We start from the raw sequence: 24,737 nt of genomic DNA on the forward strand, positions 1-24,737 counted from the left end.
TCATCTTGACTCCATTCTCAATCGAAGGAGCCTCCTCGATTCCCGGGGCGGTTCACCCCAGCCGTCAAGTCGCTCGTTGGGTGGCGAGCGCCAAAACGCTGCCTGAGTTGCACCGGCGACTCGGCTATCTCATCCGACGCAAGCGCATCTGACCATGAGCGACCAATCCGAACAGACCATTCTTCGCAAGGCCCTGGAAGCACTGGACCCAGCACTCAAGGGCGTCGAGTTCGACAAGACAGCGTTGAGCGAGGCACTTCGTGCAATTCCGTGGCCCGCTTGCGGTGTGATGGACGACCTGGTCGTCGACAACGGGCTCGACCTGACATCGAACGGGGTCCAAGACGCCTGCACCGCGCTGGGCATCAACCTCCACTTCACGCCACCGCGCAGCCCTTGGTACAAGGGCACCATCGAAAGAGCCGGTGGAACCTTCAACACCCGCTTCATCCATTGGATACCGGGAACGACGCTCGGGGAAGCCACGGCGGACCGCCAGTACAACGCCGGCGACCACGCGGTCCTCAGCGATGACCACTTCGAGCTGCTGACCCAGGTGTACATCCGCCTGATTCACAACTTCACGCCTCGACGCGAGAAGGTTGGCTCGGGCGTGCGCCGCTACCTCAACGGCATCGCCGAATGGCCCGTTCGCGTTCCGACTTCGATGGACGAACTCGATGCGGCTTGCGCACTCACCCGCACCGCGACCCTGCGTGCGACGGGGCTGATATTCCTCGGGCTGCAGTACCAGAACGACGCGCTGGGAGAACTCTGGAACCGAGTTTCGGCGGGAACGCGGCTGACGTTCAAGGTCAATCCGCTGAACCTGAAGACCATCAAGGTGCTCAAGCCGGTGACCCAAGAAATCATCTCTGTCGACTGTGTCTCCGACTTCTCTTGGCCGAGAACGCTCTCGTATCACGTCGCCGTGCGTCAGCAGGCGCGCAACATGGGAGTGAGCGTGGTCGACCCGGTCGGCTTGTCGCAAGCCGAGCGCGCGCTCAAGGTGCTCCTCGACAAGGCCGTGGCCACCTCCAAGAAGGCGCTGCGTCGCATGCAGGCCGAGCTGTATCGCCAGTCCCGTGCCGCGGAAGATGCCGAAGCGACCGGTGAAGCGGCCGCGACAGTGGCCGCGACAAACCTCGACGATGCGTTGAGTCAGGCGTTTGGAGCGGAGGCCTGATGGACGTGACCTCGCTGGGCCTCGACCTGCCGGAGGGGCCTCTCAACGCCGCGTACAAGGCGCTCAACATCATCTTCGTGGTCACGCGGCGCCACGGAGCCGCCTTGAAGGCCATGGAACGCCTTTTCCGGGCCTCGCCTCACACCTCGAGCCACCAAGGGTTCGCGCTTCTCGGCGAGTCGGGCGCGGGCAAGACCTCCACGCTGGCCGAGTTCGAGGCCTGGTTGCGGAACCAACTCGGTCTCGGTGCCGATGCCCCCTCGCCCTTGCCGCGCATCGAAGTCACCGGCGCCATGCGTCCGAAGGAACTGATGGCCGCGGTGCTCAAGGCCTGTGGTGACCCTGTGTCGTCCAGCGGCACCTTGTCGCAGCTGATGGACCGGTTCACCCTGGTCGCGCCGCATGTCACCAACATCTACGGACTCGCGTTCGATGAGGTTCATCACGCCTTCGTCGGAAAGTCGGGCGATGACAAGCTGCAGATGGCTTTTGCGCTGAAGTCGATTGTCTCGGCGTTTCCCAAGCCCATCATCGCCCTGGGACCGTTGGCCCTCGAGAAATACCTGGATGCCGGAGACGGCACGAAGATGCGATTCGAGCGGCGGGAGTTCCTTGAAGACATGCGATTGGACCTGGCCGATGACCTGCACGACTTGCGCGCGGTCTTGAAAGCCATGGACAAGATACTTCCCAGCGAACCAGGCTGGTCGCTCGACTCGGCCGACATGCTCAAGCGCCTGTACCTGGCCGGCGAGGCGTCTTTCGGCCGCATCGTGAGCCTGGTGCGCCGCGCCTGCCATCAGGGGCTCGAGTCGTGTGCCGTCCGGGTGGGCTCAGAGCACTACAGCGCAGCGTGGCGCGAGGTGGCACCCCGAGGCAAGCGCAGCGACAAGCACGACCCCTTCAAGCTGGACCTCGCCACCGTCACCACGCTGGCAGCGCAGCTCTGCACCAAGCTCCGCGAGGCACCATGACTGTTGAACTTGAGGGTCCGCGCGGTGCCTCGACCGTCGGCCAGACAGCTACCGCCCCTTCGCAGGCCTCGCCGACGTTCGTGCGGTGTCGAGAGCTGCAGCCAGGGGAAAGTCTCGCGAGCCTTGTGCAGTGGCACTGCACGCAGAACGTCGTCCCTCGCCTGTCGACGCTGTTCTCGCTCTTGTCGAAGTGCGGCGGGGAGGCTGTCCGCACCCTTCACGACCTTGCGCAGAGTCCCACATCGCTCTGCGCCTTGGAGCGGGTGACCCGCCAGCCGGCGGGCGCCCTCGCCCACCTGCGGCGCAAGACATTGCGCGCGGCCGTCGAAGACGGCTACGAAGCGCGCGTCGTCGAAGGTGCCTACGAGTGGCCGCAGTTCACTCGCGCGCGCAAGCTGCAGGCCGTTTGCCCGCAGTGCCTGCGAGAACATGGCTACGGATTTGCGAACTGGGACTTCGTGCAAGCGCCGGTGTGTCTGCGCCATGGGGTTCGGCTCCTGGACCACTGTGACCACTGCTCAGTGCCCATCGAGATGGACCGGCTCGCGATGCTTCGATGTGCGCGCTGCTCACGCGCTCTCGGGCAGGCAGTATCGAAGCCCGTGGATGAGACGGTGCTGGCTGCCGCGCGGCTCGTGCAAGCCTCACGCGTTCAGGCGTTTGGAACTGCTGACGACAACTTCCCGGTCGAGCCGCATGACATCAGTGGCCTCCTGCGCTTGTTGCTCCTCGGTGAGGCAAGCAGGCCGGTGGACTTCGGCCTCAAGGGCGACCTCGAAGATGTCTCCATAGACCAACGCGTGGCTGCGCTGCGGCTGCTGGGTCAGACGCTGGCGGGAACGCGGATTGATTCGACGCGACTGCGCGAGCTGTCGCGGCGTCGCTGGGTGTTCGAGGCGCTCCTGCCCGAGGCCGAGCGAAGCCGTTTGCTGAGAGAAGCATGCGCGACCGCCGTGCTGCCGGCGGACGTCACGGCCATGCTGTGCGGCGACCGCGAACGTGCGCCACTGCCGACGGCCGTGGAGCATTTCAAGCCTTGGCAGCCGCCGCGCATTTTCAAGCTTCAGGACCTTGCTAATCGACTGGGTCTGTCGCGAGAGGACTTGCGCCTCCTGATGGCCGAAGAAGGCATATCGGAAGTCAAGCCGTCGCACTACGGCTTCGACATGGACGACGTGTTGCGCCTGGAGCGCGCGCTCGCAGAAATGCTCCCGCTCAACCAAGTGGACGACCTGCTGGGATGGCCGGGACTGGCCACCGAACTGATGTCGATGCGATTGGTGGTGGGCCTGACGCTGGGCTCTGGCGAGCAGCTGGTCCATCCACGCAGCGTGACGAGTCTCTTCGAGCGGGCACAGCAGACTGCGACCGTGACTACCGGGCGGAAAGCCATGGTGACTTTGGCGGCTGCTGCGCGGGCGACTGGCCTGGATGCACGACAGGTCGCCTGGGCTCTGTGGCGCATCTTGAGCGGGAGCGTGCCCAACGGCGGATGGCAAGAACCGTATCGCCTCACGTCGTTGCTCGTGATTCCCGAGCAGTTGCAGGCGCATGTCATCGCGCAATCGCATGGGACCGAGGCATTCACCCTTGCCGGCGCGGAGTCGCCGAGTGCTGGTCTCGCCGCCAGGCATTGCCAGAGTTCGGAGGCCGATGATGATTGAACCCGGCCTGGACATGATTGTCTGCACCAACCTGACACTGCGTGATGGCCGCTTCCGTCAAGGGCCGACGCTCCATGTAGAACAAGGGCATCGTCGACAAGGCGGCGCCTTCGACTGGCACGTGCGCCAACTGAACTCCCGGCTCGAACCAGTGGACTTCGGCACCGTGTTCAGTCACCGGTTGCAGCGAGAGCCGCTGCTATCCCTGGCGGCCCGGGCTGCTTGGTCGCTTTGGAACGACGACACGCCGTTCGAGGAACTCGAGGACTACGTCGGTCTGGTGGTCGAAGTGACGTATGGAGATGACAACGTCGCGACCATCTACGTCGAGCTCGACGAGGCCGGCGGTCGATACACCGGCTCGGCTGCCCCGTGCTTTGAGCTCTCGTTGGCGACGTTCGATAGCCGCGGCAGACGCGATGCCGGGCACTGGGTTCGCTCGGTCTTGAACGAGGTCGCGTTTGGCGACGTCAAACCGTTGCCGCCGTCTCTCTCTCGAGGAGCAACCCTTCGGACGCTGCCCGCGTGCTGGAAGGAAGGCGCAGAGTCTCCCAAAGACAGCGTGCTCATCTACTTCCTGTAGGTCAAGCCGTGAAGGAGAGGACATGACCGAGATGAATCGCACCGTCGTCAGCGCCGGGTCGACGGACATGGTGAGAACCGCGAGTTTGCGGCAGCAGAGTGACGACCACTTGGCGTCCGCAAGCGCGGCCGGAGCAAGAGCCGAATTTGCGCTTGCGGCCTCCTCCGCGATTCAGGCGGGCTACTGCGCCGTGCTGTCCGTGCTGTCGGCGGAGGAAATCCGCACGGTTCCCGACCACCCGAACGGTCAAGCAATGGCGCTCGGCGCGGTGCGTCTTGGCCTTCTGCCGGAGGACCAATTGTTCGGCGAGCAAGCCGCAGAGAACTTCTATGCGCCGCATCCTGAACAGCTTTGGTCGTTCGACGACTGCCTCGGGTGGGCCGGGCGTGCACGAGCGGCTGCCGGCTGGCATGGCTAAGCCTGGAAGGCCGCCGGGTTCGCTATGAGACCGGACTGATGCCGAAGTTGCCCACCAGCAAAGTCATCAAGCGGTCCTGCGCTGCCGGGTCGAGCAGGCCCTTGCAGGGGTCGGTCAACACGCAGTGGCCGCGTCGCTCGTCCACCGTCCAAAGTGCCGCCTCGTCGTCGACCGCGACCCAAGCATCGGGCTGCAGCCAAGCCACGTGATGCCGGACGACCTCCGCGCGCGTCATGGTCCAGTAGATGGTCGGCGACATCGGCTGACCCTGGCGACCCAGCTCGGCGCGCCGGGTCAGGTCGTCGAACGTGTATCCGATGACGCGCGAGGCAAGGCCGGGTCCAAGGCATTGCAGCACTGCCTGCAGCCCCTTGGACCACACCTGCGTCGACGTCAGGACGATGCGTGCGGATGGCCAGCCCTCAAGCAAGCGCTCGAGGTAGAAGGTGCCCTCGTACTCGGTGTGCCCCTGCTGCCAGCAGTTCTTATCGAACATCAGCTTGTACAGGCTGGCGCTGGGGTGAAGGACGCCGCTCACGCCAAGGTAGACGACTTGGGGCGATGTGACGCGCCCAGCCGTCGCTACCGGCAGCAGCGGCGCCAGCGTCACAGCCAGTTCCAGAGGCGTCGCATCCACGTCGGCACCGGACGGGTGGGTGTGTAGTTATGGCGAATCTGCATGGGCCCTCCTGTGGTCGGATAGATACTGTATATCCGTACAGCTTTTGGAGCAAGCGCCCGGCCACTTCTCAGAACTTCTCGCCGATTTTGAGAACTTCCGCGGGGGGGGCGCGGGGGGTCATCGCCGGTACTTCAACGCCGTGTACGTTCCTCTGAACGCGCCCCGTTCTGTCTGCGCCCCCCCACCTTCCAGCACCATGAGCCAGAGAGTCATCGAGTTCCAGCGGCACACGCTTTACAGTGAAGCGTGGACACAGCCGCAGACCAAGCTTGCCCTGCAGTACGGCGTCACGCCGTTGCAGTTGAAGCAGGCTGCCCAAGCGCTGGCGGTACCGTTGCCACCGTCTGGGCACTGGGCAAAAGTGGCGCGCGGCGACGACGTCCAGACGACGCCTCTGCCGGACTTCGATGGCGAGACCACGTTCAGCCTCACGAAATGGGTCGACGACGAGGCCGAAGAGGTGGCGCGACGCTTCGAAGCCGCACGAGACGGTCTTGAGCTGGAAGAGCCACCGCTTCCGGAAATGCGCAAGGCGCTCGCCGACTGTCTCCCCATCGTCAAGCGGATGGCCTCTCGCCTCAAGAAGGGCTACAAGGACGGCCGTGACTGGCCCGCCATCAAGGGGATGGGCCAGTTCGAGCTGGCGGTAGCGCCTGTTAACCAGGAACGCGCGCTGCTGACCATGGACCGCGTCATCCGGCACTGCCAAGCTGCCGGATTCAAGCTGGTCTCGGACGAGACACAGCGCGAGCCAGCCACTTTCATCGTCAACGGCATTGCCTACACGCTGCGCATCTTCGAGTCAGGCCGTCGTGAGGAACGCGAGCTGACTGCTCGTGAAAAGGCCGAGAGGAAGGCCTACCCCGACCGGTACCACTACACGCCGGACCGCTGGTCCTTTCATCCCAGCAATCTTCTGCGGCTCGAAGTGCACAACCCGGGCTACAGGAGCGCCGAGCTCACCATCCAGGATGGTAGCGACGCGCCACTTGCCGACCGCATCGGTGACCTGCCGCTCAAGTTGCAGGAGCGTGCGCTGAAAGAGAAGCTTCGCCAGGACGTTCGCAGCGAGGAGCGAAAACGCGAGGAGGCGCGGCGCGAGGCCCATGCTCGGAAGGTTCAGGCAAAACGCGAAGAACTCGACCGCCTGAAGCATTTCGAGGAGGCCGCCAGCCAGGCAGAGCGGGCGGCCCGCCTTCGCTCCCTCGCGGCGACCATGCAGGCCAGTGGGCAGTACGACGACGCAGAGGGGCAAGACAAGGTCGTCTGGATTCGCAACGCGGCCGACTGGCTAGACCCCGTCGTGAACAAGCACTGGCCGGTCGTCGATGACGTCGACGACCGCTACTACTGATGTTCGAGAGACGCATCACCGCGGCGATGCGGGCCCACAAGTGCTGTCGACGGCTCCATCAACGCACGTCACGAGAGCCGACGAGTCTGAGCACTTCCAACGTCATCCAGGTGTATGCCAGTGATTCGTTGTCGTGCTCTCCAATGGCCCAGCCCTCAGTGATGACGCAGCGCTTTTCACCGGATTGGCCATACGCCAAGGAAACGCGCGCGTGGTCACCGTCGACGGTCTGCGTCAGCTCGCACTCCAGCCCCGCCGAGCGCAGCCGTGCCATACCTCTCTGGAGCGCCAGTCGAGCGCTGGCTGCTCGTTTTGCTTCGTCGTCATCAATGCAATCTGCCATGGTGGCAGTCTCTCGCATTTGCCCCGTCGAAAGGTGAATGGGCCCGTGAGCACAGTCAGGAAGACTAACCTCAACCAAGTGTATGGGCGACACCGATGCAAGATGCATGCGGTGCGTTCAACGTCCGCGTCCCCGGGCGCGTAAACCATGCTTGCTCAGGAGGTACCGCTAGAGTCTGAGGCGAACATGCAGTTGGATGAGACCCGATGGGTCGGTGGTCTCCTTCGTCTCGACGTACGGCTGCTTGCGCACCAACTCGCCGAGCTTTTTGAAGCCGTAATTGCGCGGGTCGAAGGACGCATTGTTCTTGCCGATGTACGAACCGACCGCAGCTAGAAGTGCCCAGCCAGTGTCCCGCTGTGTCTCTTGGATGGCGTGCGTCAACAGGTCCTTGAGGTCCGGGACATCCGCGACAGGGATGCTTGTGGCCTCCTCGGCGGGGGCTTTGAGCACCTCAAAGAAGATGAACCGGTCACAGGCAGCGATGAATGCCTCCGGCGTCTTGCGCTCACCCAGACCTATCACGGTCTTTCCTGCCTCACGCAAACGTGTGGCGAGCCGGGTGTAGTCGCTGTCACTGGCCACGAGGCAGAAGCCGTCGACGTTTCCGGCATACAACAAGTCCATCGCGTCGATGATGAGTGCACTGTCGGTCGCGTTTTTGCCCTTCGTGTACGCGAACTGCTGCATCGGCTGGATGCCGTGCCGGTGCAGATGCTCTTTCCACCCGGTCAGGTTCTGCGTCGTCCAGTCGCCATAGGCCCGCTTGGTCGTGGCTGTACCAAATTTCGCCACCTCCTCCAACAGTTCCTTCGCGACGGACGCGGATGCGTTGTCCGCATCAATGAGCACTGCCAGTCTGACAATATCGCTATTTGCCATAAGCGAATTCCTCCCTTCACCATTGCTTCTCGGCGCCTTCACATGGCTCAAGTATCGAGATGAAGTTCCCTAGGCGTCCTTGAAGCGAAACCAGATGAGCGTGTCCAGTTCGGCGAGCGTCTCCAGCCCAAGCGCTCGCGGTCCTGGGTCATTCAGCGCCGCGCGCATGGCCTCCGCCAATCGAACGTAGCGCGCGCCCTCCGACCCACCCACGCCTCTGTCGAAACCGACTTGGGACCGCCAGCGCCGCACTGGGTCGTCAAGAATCGGGTAGCGCGTCGGAAGCAGGTGACAAAGCAATTCAGTAAGCACGGCGCCACGCGTCGAAACGCCAAGTGCATGCAAGCGGTCCTTCTCACGCGCAACGGTGTCGTCTTGGTCAGCCAAGTGCGCATCGAGTATCTCAACCAGCGACCGGGCCAACTCTCGATGGTCTGCGTGCTTGCCAAGCATGACCCACTGCAGACCACCCAAGCGTGTGGTCTCGCTTCCAGCCCATAGCCGGGACAGTCCGTTGTAAAAGGCGACGTTGTCGTCCTCCAGCCAACGCCGCTTCGCGGCAGCCGTTCTGACGAGGTCCAGCAGGGGCATCTTAGAGTGCGCATCGAAGTAGGCCCTCTGCGCTCGACGAGCCCGGAGATGTCGCGCAAACAGGTTCCGGTCGGCCTTATTTGTCAGCTCGAGCGCGAGGTCAAAGACGGGGGGTGGTCTGGCCTCGTCTGATGTCGCTGGCTTGCGCTTTCCACCGCCTTGAGTACTTCTGATGGGCGCTTCAACATACTTCCCTAGCCAGGCGTCGTTGACCTCCAGGCTGCAATCAGAAATCCGGCGGAACCACGTGAGCGTCCTCGCGTACTCCTCGCTGGAAAGCCCAACAGTCACGTTCGCTTCGACATTGCTCTCAAAAGCTGCGCGCGTGAGGTTCGACGAGCCGATGAGCAGGTAGCGCCGTCCGCTCGCTTCACGCCACAGGACAGCTTTGGGATGAAAGTTGACGCCCCGCAGATTGAAGGCCCGGACCTCGCCAAGAAAGCGTTTGGGAAGCCATCTCAGCACGCTCTCGACCGCTGCCCGGCGCGTGGTCCCAAAGTCGGTGCCGATGATGAGTCTGAACTCTTTGCACTTTGGATTGAGTCGTAGAGCACTTGGCCATTCAGTCAAGAACGCACTAACGATGTACAGCTGTTCTGCCTTCGCAAATGCCCGTCTGTATTCGTCGGCGAACTGCTGTACTCCCTCCCCGCGCCACGCAGTCGGCAACAGATGGAATTGGCTGGCCCTTTCCATGACCTGTCTCTCCTCGCCTCTTGTTGTCAGCCCTCGAGCCTCGCGCAGGCCCGGTGTCGCCAGAGTATCGGCCAGTCACGTCAGACGCGGCGCGAGCGAAGAGTAGGCAGCATGCTGCTGCATGTCTTCCACCGGTTGCGGACTCTTTTGTCCGCGGCATCTTCTCACGTCAATAGGGTGCGGCAATCTTCTCGAAGGCCATGGGGTTGAAGTCGAACAGCAGGGTACTCTTGCCGAGACCTTCTCCCTCGACGCGGCCAGCATACAGCCCGCCGTCTTCGGCCCAGACGACACGCCCACCATCGACTTAGGCCCACTCCCAGTTCGGCAGAGCGATGACCTGTTCCGTGCGCGCGTTGAAAAGCTGGTGCTCATCAAAGTAGCACCCCTTGCCCACGGGGTGATGCAAAGTAGAGTGGGCGAGTTTGCGCAGGCGCCAATGCGTGTTGATGCGGCGCTCAAACATCGTCACTGTGCCGCCGGCGCTGTCCGGCGCCGTGTACTTCATGGCCCACCCGTCGCGCTGCAGGCGCACGTAGTAGACGCCCGGACACTCGCCACCATATTGCTCGTGCCATGGATACGGCGCTGTGCGCTGAATGCGCGCCTCATCCTCGAGGACTACGTGTCCGTAACCCTCGTTGACCCAGAGCTCCTTGCTCGACGCGAACAGTCCCCCACCGTGCCAGCAGTCGCCCTTTGCAAGCAGCGTAATCGCCTTCAGGTACGGCGCCTTCGAGACGGCCGTCCAGGCGCCGCGTGCTCGCGAGTCCCAGCGACCGTTCATGGCGAAGTAGACGAAGTGCTTGCCGTCAGGCGACAGGTCGCAGCGCCGCTCGTAGATGCGTCCGTAGAGCCATTGACCGACCTTGAAGCGGTCGGTTGCCCGGTCCCAGCCGACGACCGCGGTGTGGCGGCTGGGACCTCGACGGATGACGACCGCTGTCGAGGCGTCGCTCGCCAAAAGGACATGGAGACGAGGGGGATGGGCGCGGGTCAAGTTTGATGGCGGTCGCGGTAAGAGGCGAAATCTTCGCATCGTCCGAAGCGCGCGAAGCGCTGCGCGTCGTTCGAGGGCGTGAGCAGACGCTAACTATAGAGCTCTATAGTCGGCTGTAATTGCGGCTCTCGCGGCTTCGGAGAGCGCAGCGGTCAATTTTTCTCTGCAAAATCAATAAGTTGCGGCGTTGCAGAAAATAGGTTGCGAACCGGCTACCCGTCATCACTGCAAACTTGTCCGCCAAGCAGCCGGGCTCGCTAAGTGATTGATTTACCTACTCCCTGGTTGGCAGGGCTACCGTGTCACCACACCAATAGCCACCCGCCAGATGATGATGGACCCCCTCCCACAAAACACGAGCGCTGGTTGTGGCCCAGCGCCCCTTGTCGTTGCTGTTTGCGGGTCGGTTGGCATTGGCTACGAATCCGTTGCCAATGCCTGATCTGTTGGTCTGTCGATGGCAGAGCCGGGTCGCCGTGGTAGCGCTCAAGCGCTACCCAACCGGCCAACGCCGACCCCTCCAGCTCAGCGCATCACGATCAGCTGAACCCGCCGGTTCATGCTGCGGCCTTCGCTGGTGCTGTTGTCGGCCAGGGGCGCAGATTCGCCGTAGCTGATCGTTGCCATGCGCGCCAGCGGCAAGCCGGCGCGGGCCAGGTGCAGGCGCACGGCTTCGGCCCGCTTGAGGCCCAGTTGCTGGTTGATCGTGTCGCTGCCGGTAGCGTCGGTGTGGCCTTGGATTTCAACGAACACCGGCTGGTTGTCGGCCTTGAGCTTGGCCACGAGTTGATCGAGTTCTTGGCCGGCCTGCTCGGTGAGCTGGGCGCGGCCCGAGCTGAACTTGATCTTGTCGTCGGTCAGCAGTGTGCTCATCAGCAGGCCGGGCGGCGCCGGCAGATTGGCGGCGGCCTGGGCGCGCGCCGCAGCCTCCTTCTCCAGCGCCGCGATGCGCGCCTCGCTGCCTTGCGCCCGGCCATCCAGGGCCTTCAGGCTGGCGTCCTGCGCCTGCACGCGGGTCTGCACCGGAGCGATGGACTCTGTGACGAATTCTTTGGTGGCACAAGCGCTCAGCAACATGACGCTGCTGGCGGCGATCAGGCTCGAAAGTCTCAACATCGGTGGGCTCACAGAGAAAGAAAGTGGTGTGACTTTAGTCAGGCCTCCGGGGAAAACGTACCGAGCTGTGAGCAATCCTCTCGCCGTTAACCGGGGCGAACAAACCTTACCGTTCTGCGCCACGGCGCTACGGTGCCACGTGCACAGATCGGCTGGAGCCAACCCCACAGGCCTTCGGCGGCCCGCCTATAATTTCTGCGTTTGGTGCTCGCGCCTGGTCTCAAGCCTGGCGCAGTTAAACGGGAATCAGGAAGGGTCGTTCCAACGGACACCACCCCAACCTGAGCTGCCCCCGCAACGGTAAGCGGTCGAGATCGCACGCAGCATTCGCTGCAGCGCTCTCGCTTCGAGTCACATGCCCACTGGGTGCTCAACGCATCTGGGAAGGGTTCTCGAAGCGCACCGCCAGCCCGGATACCGGCCAACAAGGGAGCACGCTCGCGTGCTTGGTTGCAGGCGCCTGCGGGGAAGCAGGATCCTGGTCGTATCCGGTCGATCCCATGTTCCATTTTCTGGCGCAGCCTGCGCACCTGTACCCGCCCGTGGCGAAGACGATGTTCGTCTGCCCGTGCCCGGTACAGGCGCCGTGAACCCGGTCGCCCACTGTCCGGCGCTGATGGTCAGCGCCCCGGCATCCGGCCAAGGCAAGACGAGCGTGACGGCCGCCATCGCGCGCGCCAACGTGCGCCGAGGCCGGCGCGTGTGCGTGTTCAAGACCGGCCCCGACTTCATCGACCCGATGATCCTCGCGCGCGCTTGCGGCGGGCCGGTGCATCAGCTCGACCTGTTCATGGGCGGGCTGGCGCATTGCCGCGGCTTGCTGCATGCGGCGGCAGCGTCGGCAGACCTGGTCCTCGTCGAGGGGGTGATGGGCCTGTTCGATGGCCAGCCCAGCAGCGCCGACCTAGCTTCTGCCTTCGGGTTGCCGGTGCTCGCGGTGATCGACGCCAGCGCCATGGCGCAGACCTTCGGCGCGCTGGCACATGGCCTGGCCACGTTTCGCGGTGACACACGTGTCATGGGCGTCGTGGCCAACCGCGTCGGCAGCCCGGGCCATGCGCGCATGGTGGGCGAGAGCTTGCCGGCGGGCTTGCCGCTCGTCGCCGCGTTGCGCCGCGACACCGAGCTCAGCCTGCCCGAGCGCCACCTCGGGCTCGTGCAGGCGATGGAGCTGCCCGAGCTCGACGCCTTGCTCGACCGCTGGGCCCATGCCTGGGACGACGCCACTGGCGGCGCCTTCGAGCCCTCACCCATCGCCTTTGAAGCGCCGATGGGCGAAGCGATGCCGCCGTTCGCCGAGCGGCCTCTTGACGGCGTGCGGATCGCCGTTGCGAACGACCCCGCGTTCTCGTTCATCTACCCCGCCAACCTCGACGTGCTGCGCCAGCTCGGCGCCGAGCCGGTGTTCTTCTCACCGCTGACCGACGCCGCGCTCCCATCGTGCGAGGCCTTGTGGCTGCCCGGCGGATACCCCGAGCTGCATGCGCCAGCGCTGTCCGGCAACGCGGCGATGGGCCGTGCCATCCGCCACCACGTTGCGCAGGACAAGCCGGTGCTGGCCGAATGCGGTGGCCTGCTCTACCTGCTGGAATCGCTCACCGATGTGGCCGGGCAGCGCCACGCGATGGTCGGCGCCCTGCCCGGCCATGCCGTGATGCGCCAGCGCTTTGCCGCGCTCGGCCTGCAGGCGGTGACGTTGCCCGAGGGCGAGCTGCGCGGCCACAGCTTTCACTACTCGACGTTGAGCACCGAGATGCAGCCTGTCGCGCGTGGGCGCAATCCCAACGGCGGCAGCACGGCCGAGGCGGTGTACCGCCAAGGCCGGCTCACGGCGAGCTACATCCACCACTACTTCGCGTCGAACCCGCGGGCCACCGCTGCGCTGTTCCGGCCGGGAGCGCATTGATGCCGAACCGGCCCATGCCACACCCAGACAACCTGGCGGCCCGCTGCGAAGCCGGCACCGTCTGGTTCGTTGGCGCCGGCCCCGGCGACCCCGATCTCATCACGGTGAAAGGCCGCGACCTGATCGCGCGGGCCGGCGCCGTGCTCTTCGCCGGCTCGCTGGTCAACAAAGCGGCGACGCGCTGGGCCCCCGCGGGCTGCACGATCGCCGACTCCAAGGACATGACGCTGGAGCAGATCGCGGGCTGGCTGGTCGAGCAGGCCGGCCAGCACGAGACCGTGGTGCGGCTGCAGACCGGCGACCCGGCGCTGTACGGCACCTTGATCGAAGTCGTGCAGCCATTGGACGCCGCCGGCGTGCTGGTGCGCGTGGTGCCGGGGGTGTCGTCGGCCATGGCCTCGGCGGCCGCGGCGGTCGAGAGTTTCACGCTGCCCGAGCTGACGCAGACGGTGATCTTCACCCGCATGGCCGGCCGCACGCCGATGCCCGCAGGCGAGTCGCTCGATGCCCTCGCGCGCCACGGCTGCACGATCTGCATCTTTCTCTCGATCACCCTGCTCGGCCAGGTCGTTCGCGATTTGCGCGCAGGCGGCTGGGCGGAGGACGCGCCGATCCTCGTCGTGCACAAGGCCAGTTGGCCGGGCGAGGAAAAGATCGTGCGCGGCACGCTGGCCGACATCGCGCAGCGCTGCCGCGACGAGCGCATCGTGAGCCAGGCCATGATCATCGCGAGCCCGGCGCTCGGCGCCCGCGACTGGCCCGAGCTGACCAAGTCGAAGCTCTACGACGCGCGCTTCACCCACCGGTTCCGGCGCGCCTCGGTGCCGCCGGGCCCCACCCCGGAGACAACGACATGACCGACACCATTTTGCTGATCGGCCACGGCTCGCGCGAGGCCGAAGGCAACGACGAGATCCAAGCTTTCGTGGCGCAGTGGCGCCAGCGCCAGCCGACCTGGCAGATCGAGGTCTGCTTCATCGAGTTCGCCGAGCCGGGCTTGCATGACGGCCTGCTGGCCGCGGCACGCCATGCGCGCCGTGTGCTGGTGCTGCCGCTCATCCTCAACGCCGCCGGGCACGTGAAGATGGAGATCCCCGAGGCCATCGAGCACACCCGCGAGCACGCGCCGGGCACCGAGTTTCTCTACGGCCCGCATCTCACCGCGTGCGACCCCATCCTGGCCATCCTCAAGCGGCGGCTGGCCGAGGCCATGGCCGAGCTGGACATGCCCGACCCCACGACCACCGGCGTGGTGGTGCTGGGGCGAGGCTCGTCGGACCGGCAAGCCAACGGCGAGATGGCCAAGATGGCGCGCTGGCTGCACGAAGAGACGCGCCACGAGCTGGTCGACCTGGCCTTCACCGGCATCACCTACCCACGGCTCGAGCGGGTGGCACAACGGCAAGCGATGCTGGGCATGAAGCAGATCGTCGTGCTGCCGTACTACCTTTACACCGGCACGCTGGTACAGCGCATTGCGCGCCAGGTCGAGCACCTGCGCCTGCAGTACCCGACGATCCGCTTCGCCAGCACGGCGCACTTCGGCCACGAGCGCGAAATTTTCGAGCTGATGGAGCAGCGCGTGCGGGAGCTGCGTTCGGGCGTGCCGCAAGCGCGGTTGCCTTGCGACGGCTGCAAGTTCCGCGAGATCGCGCACGACCTGGGCCACGGGCATTCGCACGAACATACCCATGTGCCGATCGCCGCCCTGCCGGTGAACGCTGTCGCGGCATGAGCGCCGCCAACACCGTCACCGAGCAGCTCACCGCCGCGGGCCGCGCCATCGAGCATGACTCGTTCGCCGTCATCGACCGCGAGGCGGGCCTGCATGCCTACGGCGAAGCCCAGTGGCAGGTCGTGCGCCGCATGATCCACGCCAATGCCGACTTCGACTTCAACGGCCTGACCGCGTTCCATGACGGCGCGATCGCCGCCGCGATGTCGGCGATCCTCGGTCGCCGCTCGCGCATCGTGGCCGACGTCGAGATGATCTGCGTCGGGCTCTCGGCACCGCGGCTGGCGCACTTCGGCCTCGCCACACACCAGTTCATCAGCGATGCCGATGTCATCGCCGCGGCACAGGCCGACAACACCACGCGCGCCGTGCAGGCGATGCGCAAGGCACACCGCGGCGGCTTGCTGGACGGTGCGATCGTCGGCATCGGCAACGCCCCGACGGCACTGATCGAAGTGGTGCGCCTGATCCGCGAAGAAGGCGCGCGGCCGGCGCTGGTCATCGGGATGCCGGTCGGTTTCGTCTCCGCCGCCGAATCCAAGGACCTGGCCGCCGCGCTGGACGAGGTACCGTGGATCGTCATCCGCGGCCGCAAGGGTGGCTCGACGCTGGTGGTCGCCGCGATCCACGCGCTGCTCGGGTTGGCCGAGGCGAGCGAGCGCGGCAACGCCTGACTGCGTGGTGATGGAGTCCACCGTCAAGCGCGGCACGCGCACCGGCTTCACCACCGGTGCCTGCTCGGCCGCGGCTGCGCGTGCGGCCGTGCTCGGGCTCGTACACGGCGCGGTGCCGAGCACCGTCGAGTGCCTGCTGCCGAACGGTCAGCTGGTCAACTTCGCCGTCAACGACGGCCGCACCGACGGCGTGCTGGCACATGCGATGGTGATCAAGGACGCCGGCGACGACCCCGACTGCACCGACAAGGCCCATCTCACGGCCGACGTGCGCCTGCGCCAAGACCTGCCCGGGCAGGTGCTGCTGCAAGGCGGCTTCGGCGTCGGCACGGTCACCATGCCAGGCCTGGGGCTGGCGGTGGGCGGGCCGGCGATCAACCCGGTGCCGCGCCGAAACATCGAGCACAACGTGCGCCTCGCGGGTGAATCGCTGCTGGACGAAGCCGGCTTCGAAGTGACCCTCTCCGTGCCGCAAGGCATCGAGATGGCGAAGAAGACGCTGAACGCACGGCTCGGCATCCTGGGTGGCATCTCGATCCTCGGCACCACCGGCATCGTCAAACCCTATTCGACCGCCGCCTACCGAGCGAGCGTGGTGCAAGGCGTGCACGTGGCCGCGACGACGGGCGCCGGCGTCGTGGTGCTCACCACCGGTGGCCGCACCGAGAAGTTCGTGATGGACGAGATGCCCGATCTGCCGCAAGCCTGCTTCGTGCAGATGGGCGACTTTTTGCGCTACGCGCTCGGCGCCGCCGTGAAGGCCGGCCTGCCCCGCGTCGTGATCGGCGGCATGGTGGGCAAGCTGACCAAGATCGCGCAGGGCGAGACCATCACCCACGCCGGCCGTGCCGAGGTCGACACCGGGTTGCTCGCCGATCTGTGCGCCGGCATCGGCGTGCCGGCAGACGTGTGTGAAGACATCCGCCATGCCGAGACTGCCCGCTATGCCAGCGAGCGCGTCGCGGCGCTGGGGCTGGTGAGCGAGTTCCACGCGGCGCTGGCGCGGCGCGTGTGGCGCACGGTCACCGAGCGCTATCCCGGCCAATTTCAACTGAAGGTGCTGGTCTGCGACTTCGATGGTCGCAAGCTGGCGGAGGCATCATGAGAGAAGAAGTCGAGCGGTTCAAAGGCGAGCGCTGCCGGGTCATCGGCGTGCTCGACGATGGGGTGGCCAGCCTCGGCGCCGCCGCCCTCGCCCACCTGGCGCGCGCCGACTGTGTGATCGGCGGCACCCGAACGCTCGAATTGCTCGACACGCACCTGCGCCCCGACGCGATCCGCCGCGATCTGACCGGTGCGATGTCGAAGGTGCCCACCTGGGTTCGCGAAGCCCAGGCCGACGGGCTGCGTTGCGTGGTGCTCGCCACCGGTGATCCGCTGTGCCATGGCATTGCGGCCTACCTGGCCTCGCGCCTGTGCATTGAAGCGTTGGAGGTCATCCCCAACCTGTCGACGATCCAGCTGGCCTGCGCGCGCTTGGGCATGCCGTGGCAAGACATGGCGATCGCGTCGGTGCACAGCCACGATGCCGGCGAATGGGTGGAAGGCGCCGACGCGCGCCATGGGCTCTACGCGTTGCTGCAGGCCGCGGCGCGACACGACCGGCTGGCCGTGCTGACCAGCCCCGACAACTCACCCGACCGCATCGCCCGCATGCTGGTCGCCGAGGGCCTGGGCGACGTGTTCCAGGTCGCCGTCGCCGAGCACCTGTGCCGGCCCGACGAACGCGTCGTCACCGGCAGCCTGGCGCAGGTGGCCACGATGCAGTTCGCCGAGCCCAACGTTGTGCTGCTGTGGCGAACGGAACTGCCGGCCCGGCCGGTGATCTTCGGCCTGCCCGATGCGCGCTTCGAGCAGCGCTTTCCCGAGAAGGGACTGATCACCAAGAACGAGGTGCGCGCCGTCTCGCTCGCGCGCCTGCAGCTGCGGGCCGACAGCGTGGTGTGGGACATCGGTGCCGGCTCCGGCTCGGTCGGGCTCGAAGCGGCGCGCCTGTGCCGCGACGGGCATGTCTACGCGATCGAGAAGAACGCCGACGACGCCGGCATTGCCCTGCGCAACCGCCGCGCGATGGCGGTTCACAACTACACGCTGGTGCAGGCGAAGGCCCCGGCCGGCATGCAGGCATGGGCCGACCCGGACGCCGTCTTCATCGGTGGTTCGGGTGGCGAACTGGCGGAGCTGATCGCCCTCGTCCTGTCGCGGCTGAAGCCCAACGGCTGGCTGGTGATGAACTTCGTGACGATCGAGAACCTGGGTGCCGCCGTCGCGGCCCTGAAGGCCGCGGGCGCGCCATGGGACGTGCTGCAGCTGCAGGCCTCGCGCAGCAAGCCCATCCTGCAGATGCACCGGATGGCCGCCGAGAACCCGGTTTGGATCGTGTGCGCGCAGCCGGGGTCGGGCGAGCCGCTCGTTGAGGGCCGCGCCGATGAATGACCCGGCACACGGCATCGGCCGCCTGATCGGCGTGTCCCTCGGCCCGGGTGACCCCGAGCTGATCACCCGCCGGGCGTGGGCCCAGCTGCAGCGCGGCGACGCGCTGTGGACCTACCCGGTGCGCTCGACCAAGAGCGAGAGCTATGCACTGGGCATCGTGCAGCGCAGCGGCCTGGCGCTGCCCGCGCAGCATCTGCCGCTGCTGTTTCCGATGACGCACGACGTGGAGAAGCTCACGCGCCACTGGCTGCGCGCGGCCGAGGCGGTGTTGCCGGTGCTGCTGGCAGGGCGAGACGTGCTGTTCTTGGTCGAGGGCGACGCGTCGACCTACGCCACCTTCGGCCACCTCGAGCGCACGCTGCGCGCGCTCGACGAGCGTATCGCCATCGAGGTGGTGCCCGGCGTCACGTCGTTCCACGCCTCGTGCGCGCGCCTGGGCGTGCCTTTCGCTGAGCAAGACGACACCGTCGCCATCGTGCCGGCCGCCTACGGTGTCGAGATGGTCGAACGCCTGCTCGACGACTTCGACACGCTGGTGCTGATGAAGGTCAAGCCCTTGATCGACGACCTGGTCGATCTGCTCGAGCGGCGAGGCCTGCTCACGCACGCCTGCTTGGTCGAGAAGGCCGGTTCGCCCGAAGAGCGCGTGGTGCGCGACGTGCTCACGTTGCGCGGCACGACCGTCAACTACCTGTCGCTGCTGCTCGTGAAGAACCCGCAGCGCCTGCGCGGCGAGCGCATCAAGGGCTGCAAGAAGAAGACATCCGAGCCATTCGAGAAAGCCACCGCATGACCACCGACACGGATCCCGCAAGCCACGAAGGCGTTCGCGTCGTTCTCGTCGCCATCACCCGCCACGGCGCGCAACAGGCCGCCCGGCTGGCGCGTCAGCTGCCGCAAGCCGGCGTCTGCGTGGCGGCCAAGTTCGCCGACGCGATGGCCGGCCTGGCCAACCCGGTGCACGCCTACGCCGGTGCCTTCAAGGACGAGATCGCCGGGCTGTTCGGCGCCTACGACCAGGTCGTGTTCTTCGTCTCGCTGGGCGCGGTGGTGCGCCTGATCGCGCCCCACCTGCGCAGCAAGGACGAAGACCCGGGCGTGATCGTGATCGACGACGCCGGCGACTTCGTCATCCCCGTGCTGTCGGGGCATGTGGGCGGTGCCAACGCTTGGGCCGAGCAGATCGCCGCGCTGCTGGGCGCCACGCCGGTGCTGACCACGGCATCGGATGTCGGCAAGACGATCCCCGTCGACATCCTCGGGCGCGAGCTCGGCTGGAAGGTGGAGGCGCCGAAGATCAACATCACGCGCGTCTCGGCCAACGTGGTCAACGGCGACCCGATCGCGGTGGTGCAAGAGGCCGGCAGCCCGAACTGGTGGACGAGGCCGACGCCGCTGCCCGCCAGCATCCACCGCTTCGAGCGATTCGACGAGGTCGATCTCGATCGTTTCAAGGCCATTCTGTGGATCACGCACGCCGAGGTCGACGAGGCGCGCTGGCAATCGCTGAACGAGCGGCTGGTCGTGTACCGGCCGCCGCAGGAGCCTGGCGCGTGAGGATCGCTCAAGTAGCTGTCGGACTTGGCTGTGATCGTGGCACGCCGCTGGCGACCGTTGAAGCCGCGCTCGAGCAGGCGCTGGCCAGCGTCGGCCTCACGCCGGACCACGTGGCCGTGCTCGCCAGCATCGACATGAAGGCCGACGAAGAGGCCTTTGTGCAACTGGCCGCGGCGCGCGGCTGGCCGCTTCGCTTCTATTCGGCCGCGCGCCTGGCCAAGGTGGCGGTGCCCAACCCGTCAGAGACGGTGCGCCGCTACATAGGCACGCCGTCGGTGTCCGAAGCGGCGGCCCTGCTGGCCGCGTCGAGCCCCACGCTGCTGGTCGAGAAATTCAAGTGGCGCGGCGAAGACGGCCGCAACGCCACCGTGTCGATCGCACCGATGTCCCCCGCAACCTCTTCATTCCACCCCTGAACCAGGAGCCCCCATGAACGCCCAACCGTCCCCCATCGGCACCCTCGCCCCGGCCCGCGTGAGCAGCCCCTTTTTGCAGATCGCCGCGGCGCTGCTGCTGGGGGCCGTGATGGTCTACGGCGTCGAGTTCAGCGCTTCGCCCCTGGCCCACAACGCGGCACACGACGTGCGCCACGCCAACGGCCGCCCGTGCCACTGACGGAGCCGGAGTCCCCATGCTGTTTCGACGCTTGTTCCTTTGCGCGCTGCTGGTCGGCACCTGCAGCGGGTTGCTGCACGCCGCGCTGCAGCGCTGGCAGGTGGTGCCGCTGATCGCCGCCGCCGAGGTGTATGAATCTACCGCCGAGGCCCACGAGCCACCCGCCATGCCGGCGCACGGCGAATCCGCTGCCGCTCACGAACATGACCACGAGCATGAGCACCAGCACGACGCGAACGAATGGCAACCGGCCGACGGCCTGGAGCGCACGGGCTGGACGATCACCGCCAACATTCTCGCGGCGACCGGCTATGCGCTGCTGCTGATCCCGCTGCTGGCGTGGTGGGACCGTTCGCGCGTCGGCACGGCGGCCTCCTGGAAGACAGGCCTCGCGTGGGGCGCCTGTGCCTGGCTGGCGACCTTCGCGCTGCCGGGCCTCGGGCTGCCGCCAGAGCTGCCGGGCATGGGTGCCGCGGCGCTGCGCTCGCGCCAGGCCTGGTGGTTGCTGAGCGTCGTCTGCTCGGGCGCCGGCCTGGCCGCGTGGTTGCTCGCGCGCCGCAATCATTGGGCTTGGCGCTGCATCGGGGCCGTGCTGCTCGCCGTGCCGTTCGCCGTGGGTGCGCCGCAGCCCGAGGTCGACGCGTTCTCGGCCTTCAGTGGCGACGCTGCCGTGCAGATGCGCCTGCTGTCGACACAGTTCGTTCGCGCCACCGCGCTGGCGACGGCGCTGTACTGGTTGTCGCTCGGTGCGTTGTCTGCCATCGTCGTCGCGCGCTGGGTCAGGCCGCTGATCGGCACCTTCGGCTTCGGCGGTGTGGTGGCACCGGCGGCGGGGCGTGCCCTGTGAGCGCCGGCAAAATCATGCTCGTGGGCATCGGCCCCGGCAGCGTCGATCACATGACGCAGCGGGCACGCGAGGCCATTGCCGAAGCAGACACCGTGATCGGGTATGTCACCTACATCAAGCTGGTGGACGACCTGCTCGAAGGCAAGGAGATCATCCGCAAGTCGATGACGGAAGAGCTCGACCGCGCCGTCAGCGCGCTGCAGGCCGCCCAGGCCGGCCGCAAGGTGGCGCTGATCTCCTCGGGCGATGCCGGTGTCTACGGCATGGCCGGGCCGACCTACGAGGTGCTGTTCCAGGCCGGCTGGACGCCCGAGTCGGGCGTGGAGGTCGAGATCGTGCCGGGGGCTTCAGCCCTGAACAGCTGCGCCGCGCGGGTCGGCGCACCGCTGACCCACGACTTCTGCGCCATCTCGCTGTCCGACCTGCTGACGCCGTGGCCGGTGATCGCGCGGCGGCTGAACGCGGTGGCGGCGGCCGATTTCGTCGTCGCGCTCTACAACCCGAAGAGCGGCCGCCGCACGCGCCAGATCGTCGAGGCGCAGCGGCTGTTCCTCAGCCACCGCCAACCCGACACGCCGGTGGCGATCGTCAAGTCGGCCTACCGCCGGCGCGAGCGCATCGAGTTCACCACGCTGGCCCACATGAGCGAGGCCGACATCGGCATGCTCACCACCGTGCTCATCGGCAACAGCCACACCTTCGTGCGCCACGGCCTGATGGTCACGCCACGCGGCTACGCCAACAAGTACGACATGGACAACCATGGGGCCCATGCCGGCGAACAGGCCGGCCGCTCGTTGTCGACCGGCCTGCTCGGCTGGCTCGACACCCTGGCTGCTGCCCACGCCGCCGGCGACAGCATCGCCCTGCTGGCCGAGCGCTACGGCCTGCCGGCCCCGTACATCGAGGCGACGCTGGCCGAGCAGCCTGTGGAGCAAGACGAGGCGCCCGAGCGCGAGGAGACCGACGCATGACTGCCGATAAGCCGAAGATCGGCGCCTACCGCCGTCACCTGCTCGTGTGCACCGGCCCACGCTGCACGCAAGACAACGCCTCGCAAGACCTGTTCGACAGCCTGGGCGACAAGTTCAAGGCGGCCGGCGTGAACGACGGTGAACTTCGCGTCAAGCGCAGCCGTGTCAACTGCTTCGCCGCCTGCAAAGGCGGCCCGGTGATGTGCGTGCAGCCCGACGGCGTCTGGTACTACGACGTCACGCCCGCGAACATGGACCGCATCATCGAAGAGCACTTCGTCGGCGGCCGCGTGGTCGACGAGCTCGTGTTCCACCGTGGGCCCGGCATGGAAGCCGACGAGCCTTGCGCGTCGGAATGAACGCGGTCGAGCCGGTCACCTCACCAGAGAGCCAGCCGGACAGCCGGCCGGGCATGGTCTACATCGTCGGCGCTGGCCCGGGCCCGGCCGATCTGCTGAGCCTGCGTGCGCTCGATCGCCTTCAGCGGGCCGATGTGGTCGTGCACGATCGCCTGGTGGGTGACGACGTGATGGCGCTGGTGCCGGCGGCGGCGTTGCGTGTGTACGCCGGCAAGGCCTCGGGCCACCACGTGATGCCGCAGGCGCAGATCCATGCCGTGTTGATCGAGCATGCGCGCGCCGGGCGGCGTGTGGTGCGCCTGAAGGGTGGCGACCCGCATGTGTTCGGCCGCGGTGGCGAAGAGGTGCAGGCCCTGCAGGCGGCGGGCATTGCCTTCGAAGTGGTGCCCGGCATCAGCGCCGCCAACGGGTGCGCGGCAGCGGCCGGCATCCCGTTGACCCACCGCGAGCTGGCCAACACCTGCACCTTTCTCCCGGGCCACCTGGCCGATGGCAGCGTCGAGCTCGACTGGCCGGCGCTGGCGCGGCCCGCGCAGACGCTGGTGTTCTACATGGGCGTCGAGCGCATCGCCCGCATCGCCGAGCAGCTCATCGCGCATGGCCTGCCCGACAACACACCGGCCGCCATCGTGCGCGACGGCACGCGCGACACGGAGGACGTGCTGGCAACCGGCCTCGCCGCGCTGGCGCGGCTGGCACCGGCGCACGGGCCGCGGCCGGGCTTGCTGATCGTCGGGCAGACCGTGCGCCTCAGCCCGCACTACCGCCAGGCCGACACCGCCGACCCCAGCCTTCGGGCCGCGGCGACACCCTGCGCACACCATTTTTCTGCCACCGAGCGCGCCAGCTTCTATCGGCTGGTCGACGCACGGCGCGACATGCGCCACTTCACCGTGGGCGGCCGAGTCGATGACGAGGTGCTGCAGCGGCTGCTGACTACCGCGCACCGCGCGCCCTCTGTCGGCCTGATGCAGCCCTGGCGCTATGTGCGTGTGGTGGATGCCGGCCTGCGCGCACGCATCGCGACGCTGGTCGACCAAGAGCGCGCGGCCACGGCCGCCGAGCTCGGCGACAGGGCGGATGAATTCATTCGGCTGAAGGTGGACGGCGTGCGCGAATGCGCCGAGCTGCTGGTGGTGGCGCTGGCCCCCGACGACGGCACGGTCTTCGGGCGCCGCACCATGCCGCGCGACATGGCGCTGTGCTCTCTTGCCTGCAGCGTGCAGAACCTGTGGCTCGCCGCGCGCGCCGAGAACCTGGGCATGGGTTGGGTTTCGATGTTCGAGCCAGCCGCGCTGGCCAAGGCGCTTGGCATGCCCGCCGGTGCCGAACCCATGGGCATCTTGTGCCTGGGCCCCGTCGACCGGTTCTACGACGCGCCGATGCTCGAGATCGAAGGCTGGCGCCAGGGCCGGCCGCTGAGTGCGATGGTGTTCACCGACGGGGCGGCCTGGGCCAGCGCAACGATCGCCCCGTGAGAAGGCGGCAACGAGCGAACCACCACGCGGGCGACACGCTCGCCGCTGCGAACCAACAGCTCGACAGGGTCGGCAGTCGCCCCCACGTCGATGCTGGCGGGCTCGACGCTGAGCCCCCACCCCACGGCCTTCAGGCAGGCCTCCTTGCGGGTCCAGCAGGTGAAGAACGCGCGGGTGACGCCGGCCCCGGTTTCGGCGAAGACCTGGCGTTGTTCGTTCTCGGTGAAGAGTGCCTGGGCCAGCGCGCGCAGGTCGTTCACGGGGCGCGGCTGTTCCACGTCCACGCCGACACCCGTGTCGGCACCCGTCAGTGCAATCAGGGCCAGGTCCTCGCCGTGGCTCAGGTTGAATTGAAGGCCTGACGAGCGCAACCGCGGCTTGCCGAATTCGCCCCGCTCGAACTCGAGCGCGCTGGCCGCCACACCCAGGTGACCGGCGAGCACGGCCCGCAGCGCCACGTGCGCCGTCAGAAACCGGCGGCGGTCGCGCTCGAAGGCGAACGCGCGCGCGCGCCGATGCTCGTCGGCCGACAGCCAGCCCAGCTCCGTCGGCGTGGGCCAACGGTCCAGCTCGGCACACCAGACCTCGAACGGTGCCGGCGCGTCGAGCGACTGGCACCGAATCGTCGAGGCCAGGCGCAGGTGTGCGTGGGGCATCACCGCCAGTC

General features: G+C 66.8%; 27 protein-coding genes and 1 riboswitch. Of the genes, 20 read left to right on the forward strand and 7 right to left on the reverse strand.

Annotation, left to right across the window (positions count from 1 at the left end; all coding sequences use genetic code 11):
- Positions 1-154: 154 nt before the first annotated feature.
- Genes ACE3SG_RS20045 through ACE3SG_RS20065 form a run of 5 tightly spaced genes read left to right on the forward strand, consistent with a single transcriptional unit; the run spans position 155 to position 4,825 of the window.
- A complete protein-coding gene (locus ACE3SG_RS20045) occupies positions 155-1,186 on the forward strand; it encodes a hypothetical protein (protein ID WP_374567958.1) in 1,032 nt (343 codons plus the stop codon).
- Positions 1,186-2,160 (forward strand): ATP-binding protein, encoded by a 975-nt coding sequence (locus ACE3SG_RS20050; RefSeq protein ID WP_374567959.1) that lies wholly within the window; start codon positions 1,186-1,188, stop codon positions 2,158-2,160. The genes ACE3SG_RS20045 and ACE3SG_RS20050 overlap by 1 nt, the downstream gene beginning before the upstream one ends.
- On the forward strand, positions 2,157-3,824 hold the full coding sequence (locus ACE3SG_RS20055) for a TniQ family protein (RefSeq protein WP_374567960.1): 1,668 nt from the start codon (positions 2,157-2,159) through the stop codon (positions 3,822-3,824). Before ACE3SG_RS20050 ends, ACE3SG_RS20055 begins: the two co-directional genes overlap by 4 nt.
- Positions 3,817-4,407, forward strand: coding sequence for a hypothetical protein (locus ACE3SG_RS20060; RefSeq protein WP_374567962.1), 591 nt, complete (start codon positions 3,817-3,819; stop codon positions 4,405-4,407). The genes ACE3SG_RS20055 and ACE3SG_RS20060 overlap by 8 nt, the downstream gene beginning before the upstream one ends.
- 22 nt (positions 4,408-4,429) lie before the next feature.
- Positions 4,430-4,825 (forward strand): hypothetical protein, encoded by a 396-nt coding sequence (locus ACE3SG_RS20065; RefSeq protein WP_374567964.1) that lies wholly within the window; start codon positions 4,430-4,432, stop codon positions 4,823-4,825.
- 22 nt (positions 4,826-4,847) lie between these two features.
- Here ACE3SG_RS20065 and ACE3SG_RS20070 read toward each other — a convergent pair whose 3' ends face one another.
- Complete coding sequence (locus tag ACE3SG_RS20070; protein ID WP_374567965.1) at positions 4,848-5,462, reverse strand: HAD domain-containing protein; 615 nt, start codon at positions 5,460-5,462, stop codon at positions 4,848-4,850.
- A gap of 241 nt (positions 5,463-5,703) precedes the next feature.
- On the opposite strand from ACE3SG_RS20070, the gene ACE3SG_RS20075 reads away from it, so the two are divergent.
- Positions 5,704-6,861, forward strand: coding sequence for a hypothetical protein (locus ACE3SG_RS20075; RefSeq protein WP_374567967.1), 1,158 nt, complete (start codon positions 5,704-5,706; stop codon positions 6,859-6,861).
- Positions 6,862-6,919: 58 nt separating this feature from the next.
- On the opposite strand, the gene ACE3SG_RS20080 is transcribed toward ACE3SG_RS20075, so the two are convergent.
- The 5 genes from ACE3SG_RS20080 to ACE3SG_RS20100 form a co-directional block, all read right to left on the reverse strand.
- Entirely contained in the window at positions 6,920-7,204 is a 285-nt protein-coding gene (locus tag ACE3SG_RS20080) for a hypothetical protein (RefSeq protein ID WP_374567969.1), read from the reverse strand.
- A 168-nt stretch (positions 7,205-7,372) separates the two neighbouring features.
- Positions 7,373-8,086: an NYN domain-containing protein gene (locus ACE3SG_RS20085; RefSeq protein ID WP_374567970.1), complete on the reverse strand. Its 714-nt coding sequence runs from the start codon at positions 8,084-8,086 to the stop codon at positions 7,373-7,375.
- A gap of 69 nt (positions 8,087-8,155) precedes the next feature.
- Positions 8,156-9,373, reverse strand: coding sequence for a phospholipase D family protein (locus ACE3SG_RS20090; protein WP_374567971.1), 1,218 nt, complete (start codon positions 9,371-9,373; stop codon positions 8,156-8,158).
- Between the two features lie 307 nt (positions 9,374-9,680).
- Positions 9,681-10,373: a hypothetical protein gene (locus ACE3SG_RS20095; RefSeq protein ID WP_374567973.1), complete on the reverse strand. Its 693-nt coding sequence runs from the start codon at positions 10,371-10,373 to the stop codon at positions 9,681-9,683.
- Positions 10,374-10,898: 525 nt separating this feature from the next.
- Positions 10,899-11,489, reverse strand: coding sequence for an OmpA family protein (locus ACE3SG_RS20100; RefSeq protein ID WP_374567974.1), 591 nt, complete (start codon positions 11,487-11,489; stop codon positions 10,899-10,901).
- Between the two features lie 185 nt (positions 11,490-11,674).
- A riboswitch (cobalamin riboswitch) is annotated at positions 11,675-11,930 on the forward strand.
- 175 nt (positions 11,931-12,105) lie between these two features.
- Between ACE3SG_RS20100 and ACE3SG_RS20105 the strand changes: the two genes are divergently transcribed.
- Genes ACE3SG_RS20105 through cobA form a run of 14 tightly spaced genes read left to right on the forward strand, consistent with a single transcriptional unit; the run spans position 12,106 to position 24,070 of the window.
- Positions 12,106-13,395 carry a cobyrinate a,c-diamide synthase gene (locus ACE3SG_RS20105; protein WP_374568122.1) on the forward strand — a complete coding sequence of 430 codons (1,290 nt, stop codon included), beginning with the start codon at positions 12,106-12,108 and terminating at the stop codon, positions 13,393-13,395.
- A gap of 14 nt (positions 13,396-13,409) precedes the next feature.
- Complete coding sequence (cobM, locus tag ACE3SG_RS20110) at positions 13,410-14,252, forward strand: precorrin-4 C(11)-methyltransferase (RefSeq protein WP_374567975.1); 843 nt, start codon at positions 13,410-13,412, stop codon at positions 14,250-14,252.
- Complete coding sequence (locus tag ACE3SG_RS20115) at positions 14,249-15,130, forward strand: sirohydrochlorin chelatase (RefSeq protein ID WP_374567976.1); 882 nt, start codon at positions 14,249-14,251, stop codon at positions 15,128-15,130. Before cobM ends, ACE3SG_RS20115 begins: the two co-directional genes overlap by 4 nt.
- Positions 15,127-15,804: a precorrin-8X methylmutase gene (locus tag ACE3SG_RS20120; RefSeq protein ID WP_374567977.1), complete on the forward strand. Its 678-nt coding sequence runs from the start codon at positions 15,127-15,129 to the stop codon at positions 15,802-15,804. Before ACE3SG_RS20115 ends, ACE3SG_RS20120 begins: the two co-directional genes overlap by 4 nt.
- Positions 15,805-15,814: 10 nt before the next feature.
- On the forward strand, positions 15,815-16,909 hold the full coding sequence (locus ACE3SG_RS20125) for a cobalt-precorrin-5B (C(1))-methyltransferase (RefSeq protein WP_374567978.1): 1,095 nt from the start codon (positions 15,815-15,817) through the stop codon (positions 16,907-16,909).
- The gene (gene cbiE, locus ACE3SG_RS20130) at positions 16,906-18,240 is read left to right on the forward strand and encodes a precorrin-6y C5,15-methyltransferase (decarboxylating) subunit CbiE (protein WP_374567979.1); all 1,335 of its coding nucleotides are present in this window, start codon (positions 16,906-16,908) and stop codon (positions 18,238-18,240) included. Before ACE3SG_RS20125 ends, cbiE begins: the two co-directional genes overlap by 4 nt.
- The gene (gene cobI, locus ACE3SG_RS20135; protein WP_374567980.1) at positions 18,233-19,033 is read left to right on the forward strand and encodes a precorrin-2 C(20)-methyltransferase; all 801 of its coding nucleotides are present in this window, start codon (positions 18,233-18,235) and stop codon (positions 19,031-19,033) included. Before cbiE ends, cobI begins: the two co-directional genes overlap by 8 nt.
- Positions 19,030-19,797 (forward strand): cobalamin biosynthesis central domain-containing protein, encoded by a 768-nt coding sequence (locus ACE3SG_RS20140; RefSeq protein ID WP_374567981.1) that lies wholly within the window; start codon positions 19,030-19,032, stop codon positions 19,795-19,797. Before cobI ends, ACE3SG_RS20140 begins: the two co-directional genes overlap by 4 nt.
- The gene (locus ACE3SG_RS20145; RefSeq protein ID WP_374567982.1) at positions 19,794-20,213 is read left to right on the forward strand and encodes a cobalamin biosynthesis protein; all 420 of its coding nucleotides are present in this window, start codon (positions 19,794-19,796) and stop codon (positions 20,211-20,213) included. The genes ACE3SG_RS20140 and ACE3SG_RS20145 overlap by 4 nt, the downstream gene beginning before the upstream one ends.
- A gap of 13 nt (positions 20,214-20,226) precedes the next feature.
- Positions 20,227-20,412 carry a CbtB domain-containing protein gene (locus tag ACE3SG_RS20150; RefSeq protein WP_374567983.1) on the forward strand — a complete coding sequence of 62 codons (186 nt, stop codon included), beginning with the start codon at positions 20,227-20,229 and terminating at the stop codon, positions 20,410-20,412.
- Between the two features lie 16 nt (positions 20,413-20,428).
- Complete coding sequence (locus tag ACE3SG_RS20155; protein ID WP_374567984.1) at positions 20,429-21,259, forward strand: CbtA family protein; 831 nt, start codon at positions 20,429-20,431, stop codon at positions 21,257-21,259.
- A gap of 14 nt (positions 21,260-21,273) precedes the next feature.
- The gene (gene cobJ, locus ACE3SG_RS20160; RefSeq protein WP_374568123.1) at positions 21,274-22,233 is read left to right on the forward strand and encodes a precorrin-3B C(17)-methyltransferase; all 960 of its coding nucleotides are present in this window, start codon (positions 21,274-21,276) and stop codon (positions 22,231-22,233) included.
- Positions 22,230-22,592: a ferredoxin gene (locus tag ACE3SG_RS20165; protein ID WP_374567985.1), complete on the forward strand. Its 363-nt coding sequence runs from the start codon at positions 22,230-22,232 to the stop codon at positions 22,590-22,592. The genes cobJ and ACE3SG_RS20165 overlap by 4 nt, the downstream gene beginning before the upstream one ends.
- On the forward strand, positions 22,589-24,070 hold the full coding sequence (cobA, locus tag ACE3SG_RS20170) for a uroporphyrinogen-III C-methyltransferase (protein ID WP_374567986.1): 1,482 nt from the start codon (positions 22,589-22,591) through the stop codon (positions 24,068-24,070). The genes ACE3SG_RS20165 and cobA overlap by 4 nt, the downstream gene beginning before the upstream one ends.
- Here cobA and ACE3SG_RS20175 read toward each other — a convergent pair.
- Positions 23,962-24,726: a 4'-phosphopantetheinyl transferase superfamily protein gene (locus ACE3SG_RS20175; RefSeq protein WP_374567987.1), complete on the reverse strand. Its 765-nt coding sequence runs from the start codon at positions 24,724-24,726 to the stop codon at positions 23,962-23,964. The genes cobA and ACE3SG_RS20175 overlap by 109 nt on opposite strands.
- Positions 24,727-24,737 lie beyond the last annotated feature (11 nt).

The sequence above is a fragment of the Ideonella sp. genome, from assembly GCF_041914305.1.
Classification (GTDB): Bacteria; Pseudomonadota; Gammaproteobacteria; order Burkholderiales; family Burkholderiaceae_C; genus Ideonella.

Coding starts and splice junctions, on each gene's coding strand:
- ACE3SG_RS20155 (WP_374567984.1), top strand. CDS start 20,429: ATGCTGTTTCGACGCTTGTTCCTTTGCGCGCTGCTGGTCGGCACCTGC.
- cobM (WP_374567975.1), top strand. CDS start 13,410: ATGCCACACCCAGACAACCTGGCGGCCCGCTGCGAAGCCGGCACCGTC.
- cobJ (WP_374568123.1), top strand. CDS start 21,274: ATGCTCGTGGGCATCGGCCCCGGCAGCGTCGATCACATGACGCAGCGG.
- ACE3SG_RS20105 (WP_374568122.1), top strand. CDS start 12,106: ATGGTCAGCGCCCCGGCATCCGGCCAAGGCAAGACGAGCGTGACGGCC.
- ACE3SG_RS20175 (WP_374567987.1), bottom strand. CDS start 24,726: ATGCCCCACGCACACCTGCGCCTGGCCTCGACGATTCGGTGCCAGTCG.
- ACE3SG_RS20055 (WP_374567960.1), top strand. CDS start 2,157: ATGACTGTTGAACTTGAGGGTCCGCGCGGTGCCTCGACCGTCGGCCAG.
- ACE3SG_RS20125 (WP_374567978.1), top strand. CDS start 15,815: ATGGAGTCCACCGTCAAGCGCGGCACGCGCACCGGCTTCACCACCGGT.
- ACE3SG_RS20120 (WP_374567977.1), top strand. CDS start 15,127: ATGAGCGCCGCCAACACCGTCACCGAGCAGCTCACCGCCGCGGGCCGC.
- ACE3SG_RS20080 (WP_374567969.1), bottom strand. CDS start 7,204: ATGGCAGATTGCATTGATGACGACGAAGCAAAACGAGCAGCCAGCGCT.
- ACE3SG_RS20090 (WP_374567971.1), bottom strand. CDS start 9,373: ATGGAAAGGGCCAGCCAATTCCATCTGTTGCCGACTGCGTGGCGCGGG.
- ACE3SG_RS20050 (WP_374567959.1), top strand. CDS start 1,186: ATGGACGTGACCTCGCTGGGCCTCGACCTGCCGGAGGGGCCTCTCAAC.
- ACE3SG_RS20075 (WP_374567967.1), top strand. CDS start 5,704: ATGAGCCAGAGAGTCATCGAGTTCCAGCGGCACACGCTTTACAGTGAA.
- ACE3SG_RS20065 (WP_374567964.1), top strand. CDS start 4,430: ATGACCGAGATGAATCGCACCGTCGTCAGCGCCGGGTCGACGGACATG.
- ACE3SG_RS20140 (WP_374567981.1), top strand. CDS start 19,030: ATGACCACCGACACGGATCCCGCAAGCCACGAAGGCGTTCGCGTCGTT.
- ACE3SG_RS20085 (WP_374567970.1), bottom strand. CDS start 8,086: ATGGCAAATAGCGATATTGTCAGACTGGCAGTGCTCATTGATGCGGAC.
- cobI (WP_374567980.1), top strand. CDS start 18,233: ATGAATGACCCGGCACACGGCATCGGCCGCCTGATCGGCGTGTCCCTC.
- cbiE (WP_374567979.1), top strand. CDS start 16,906: ATGAGAGAAGAAGTCGAGCGGTTCAAAGGCGAGCGCTGCCGGGTCATC.
- ACE3SG_RS20060 (WP_374567962.1), top strand. CDS start 3,817: ATGATTGAACCCGGCCTGGACATGATTGTCTGCACCAACCTGACACTG.
- ACE3SG_RS20165 (WP_374567985.1), top strand. CDS start 22,230: ATGACTGCCGATAAGCCGAAGATCGGCGCCTACCGCCGTCACCTGCTC.
- ACE3SG_RS20150 (WP_374567983.1), top strand. CDS start 20,227: ATGAACGCCCAACCGTCCCCCATCGGCACCCTCGCCCCGGCCCGCGTG.
- ACE3SG_RS20045 (WP_374567958.1), top strand. CDS start 155: ATGAGCGACCAATCCGAACAGACCATTCTTCGCAAGGCCCTGGAAGCA.
- cobA (WP_374567986.1), top strand. CDS start 22,589: ATGAACGCGGTCGAGCCGGTCACCTCACCAGAGAGCCAGCCGGACAGC.
- ACE3SG_RS20115 (WP_374567976.1), top strand. CDS start 14,249: ATGACCGACACCATTTTGCTGATCGGCCACGGCTCGCGCGAGGCCGAA.
- ACE3SG_RS20100 (WP_374567974.1), bottom strand. CDS start 11,489: ATGTTGAGACTTTCGAGCCTGATCGCCGCCAGCAGCGTCATGTTGCTG.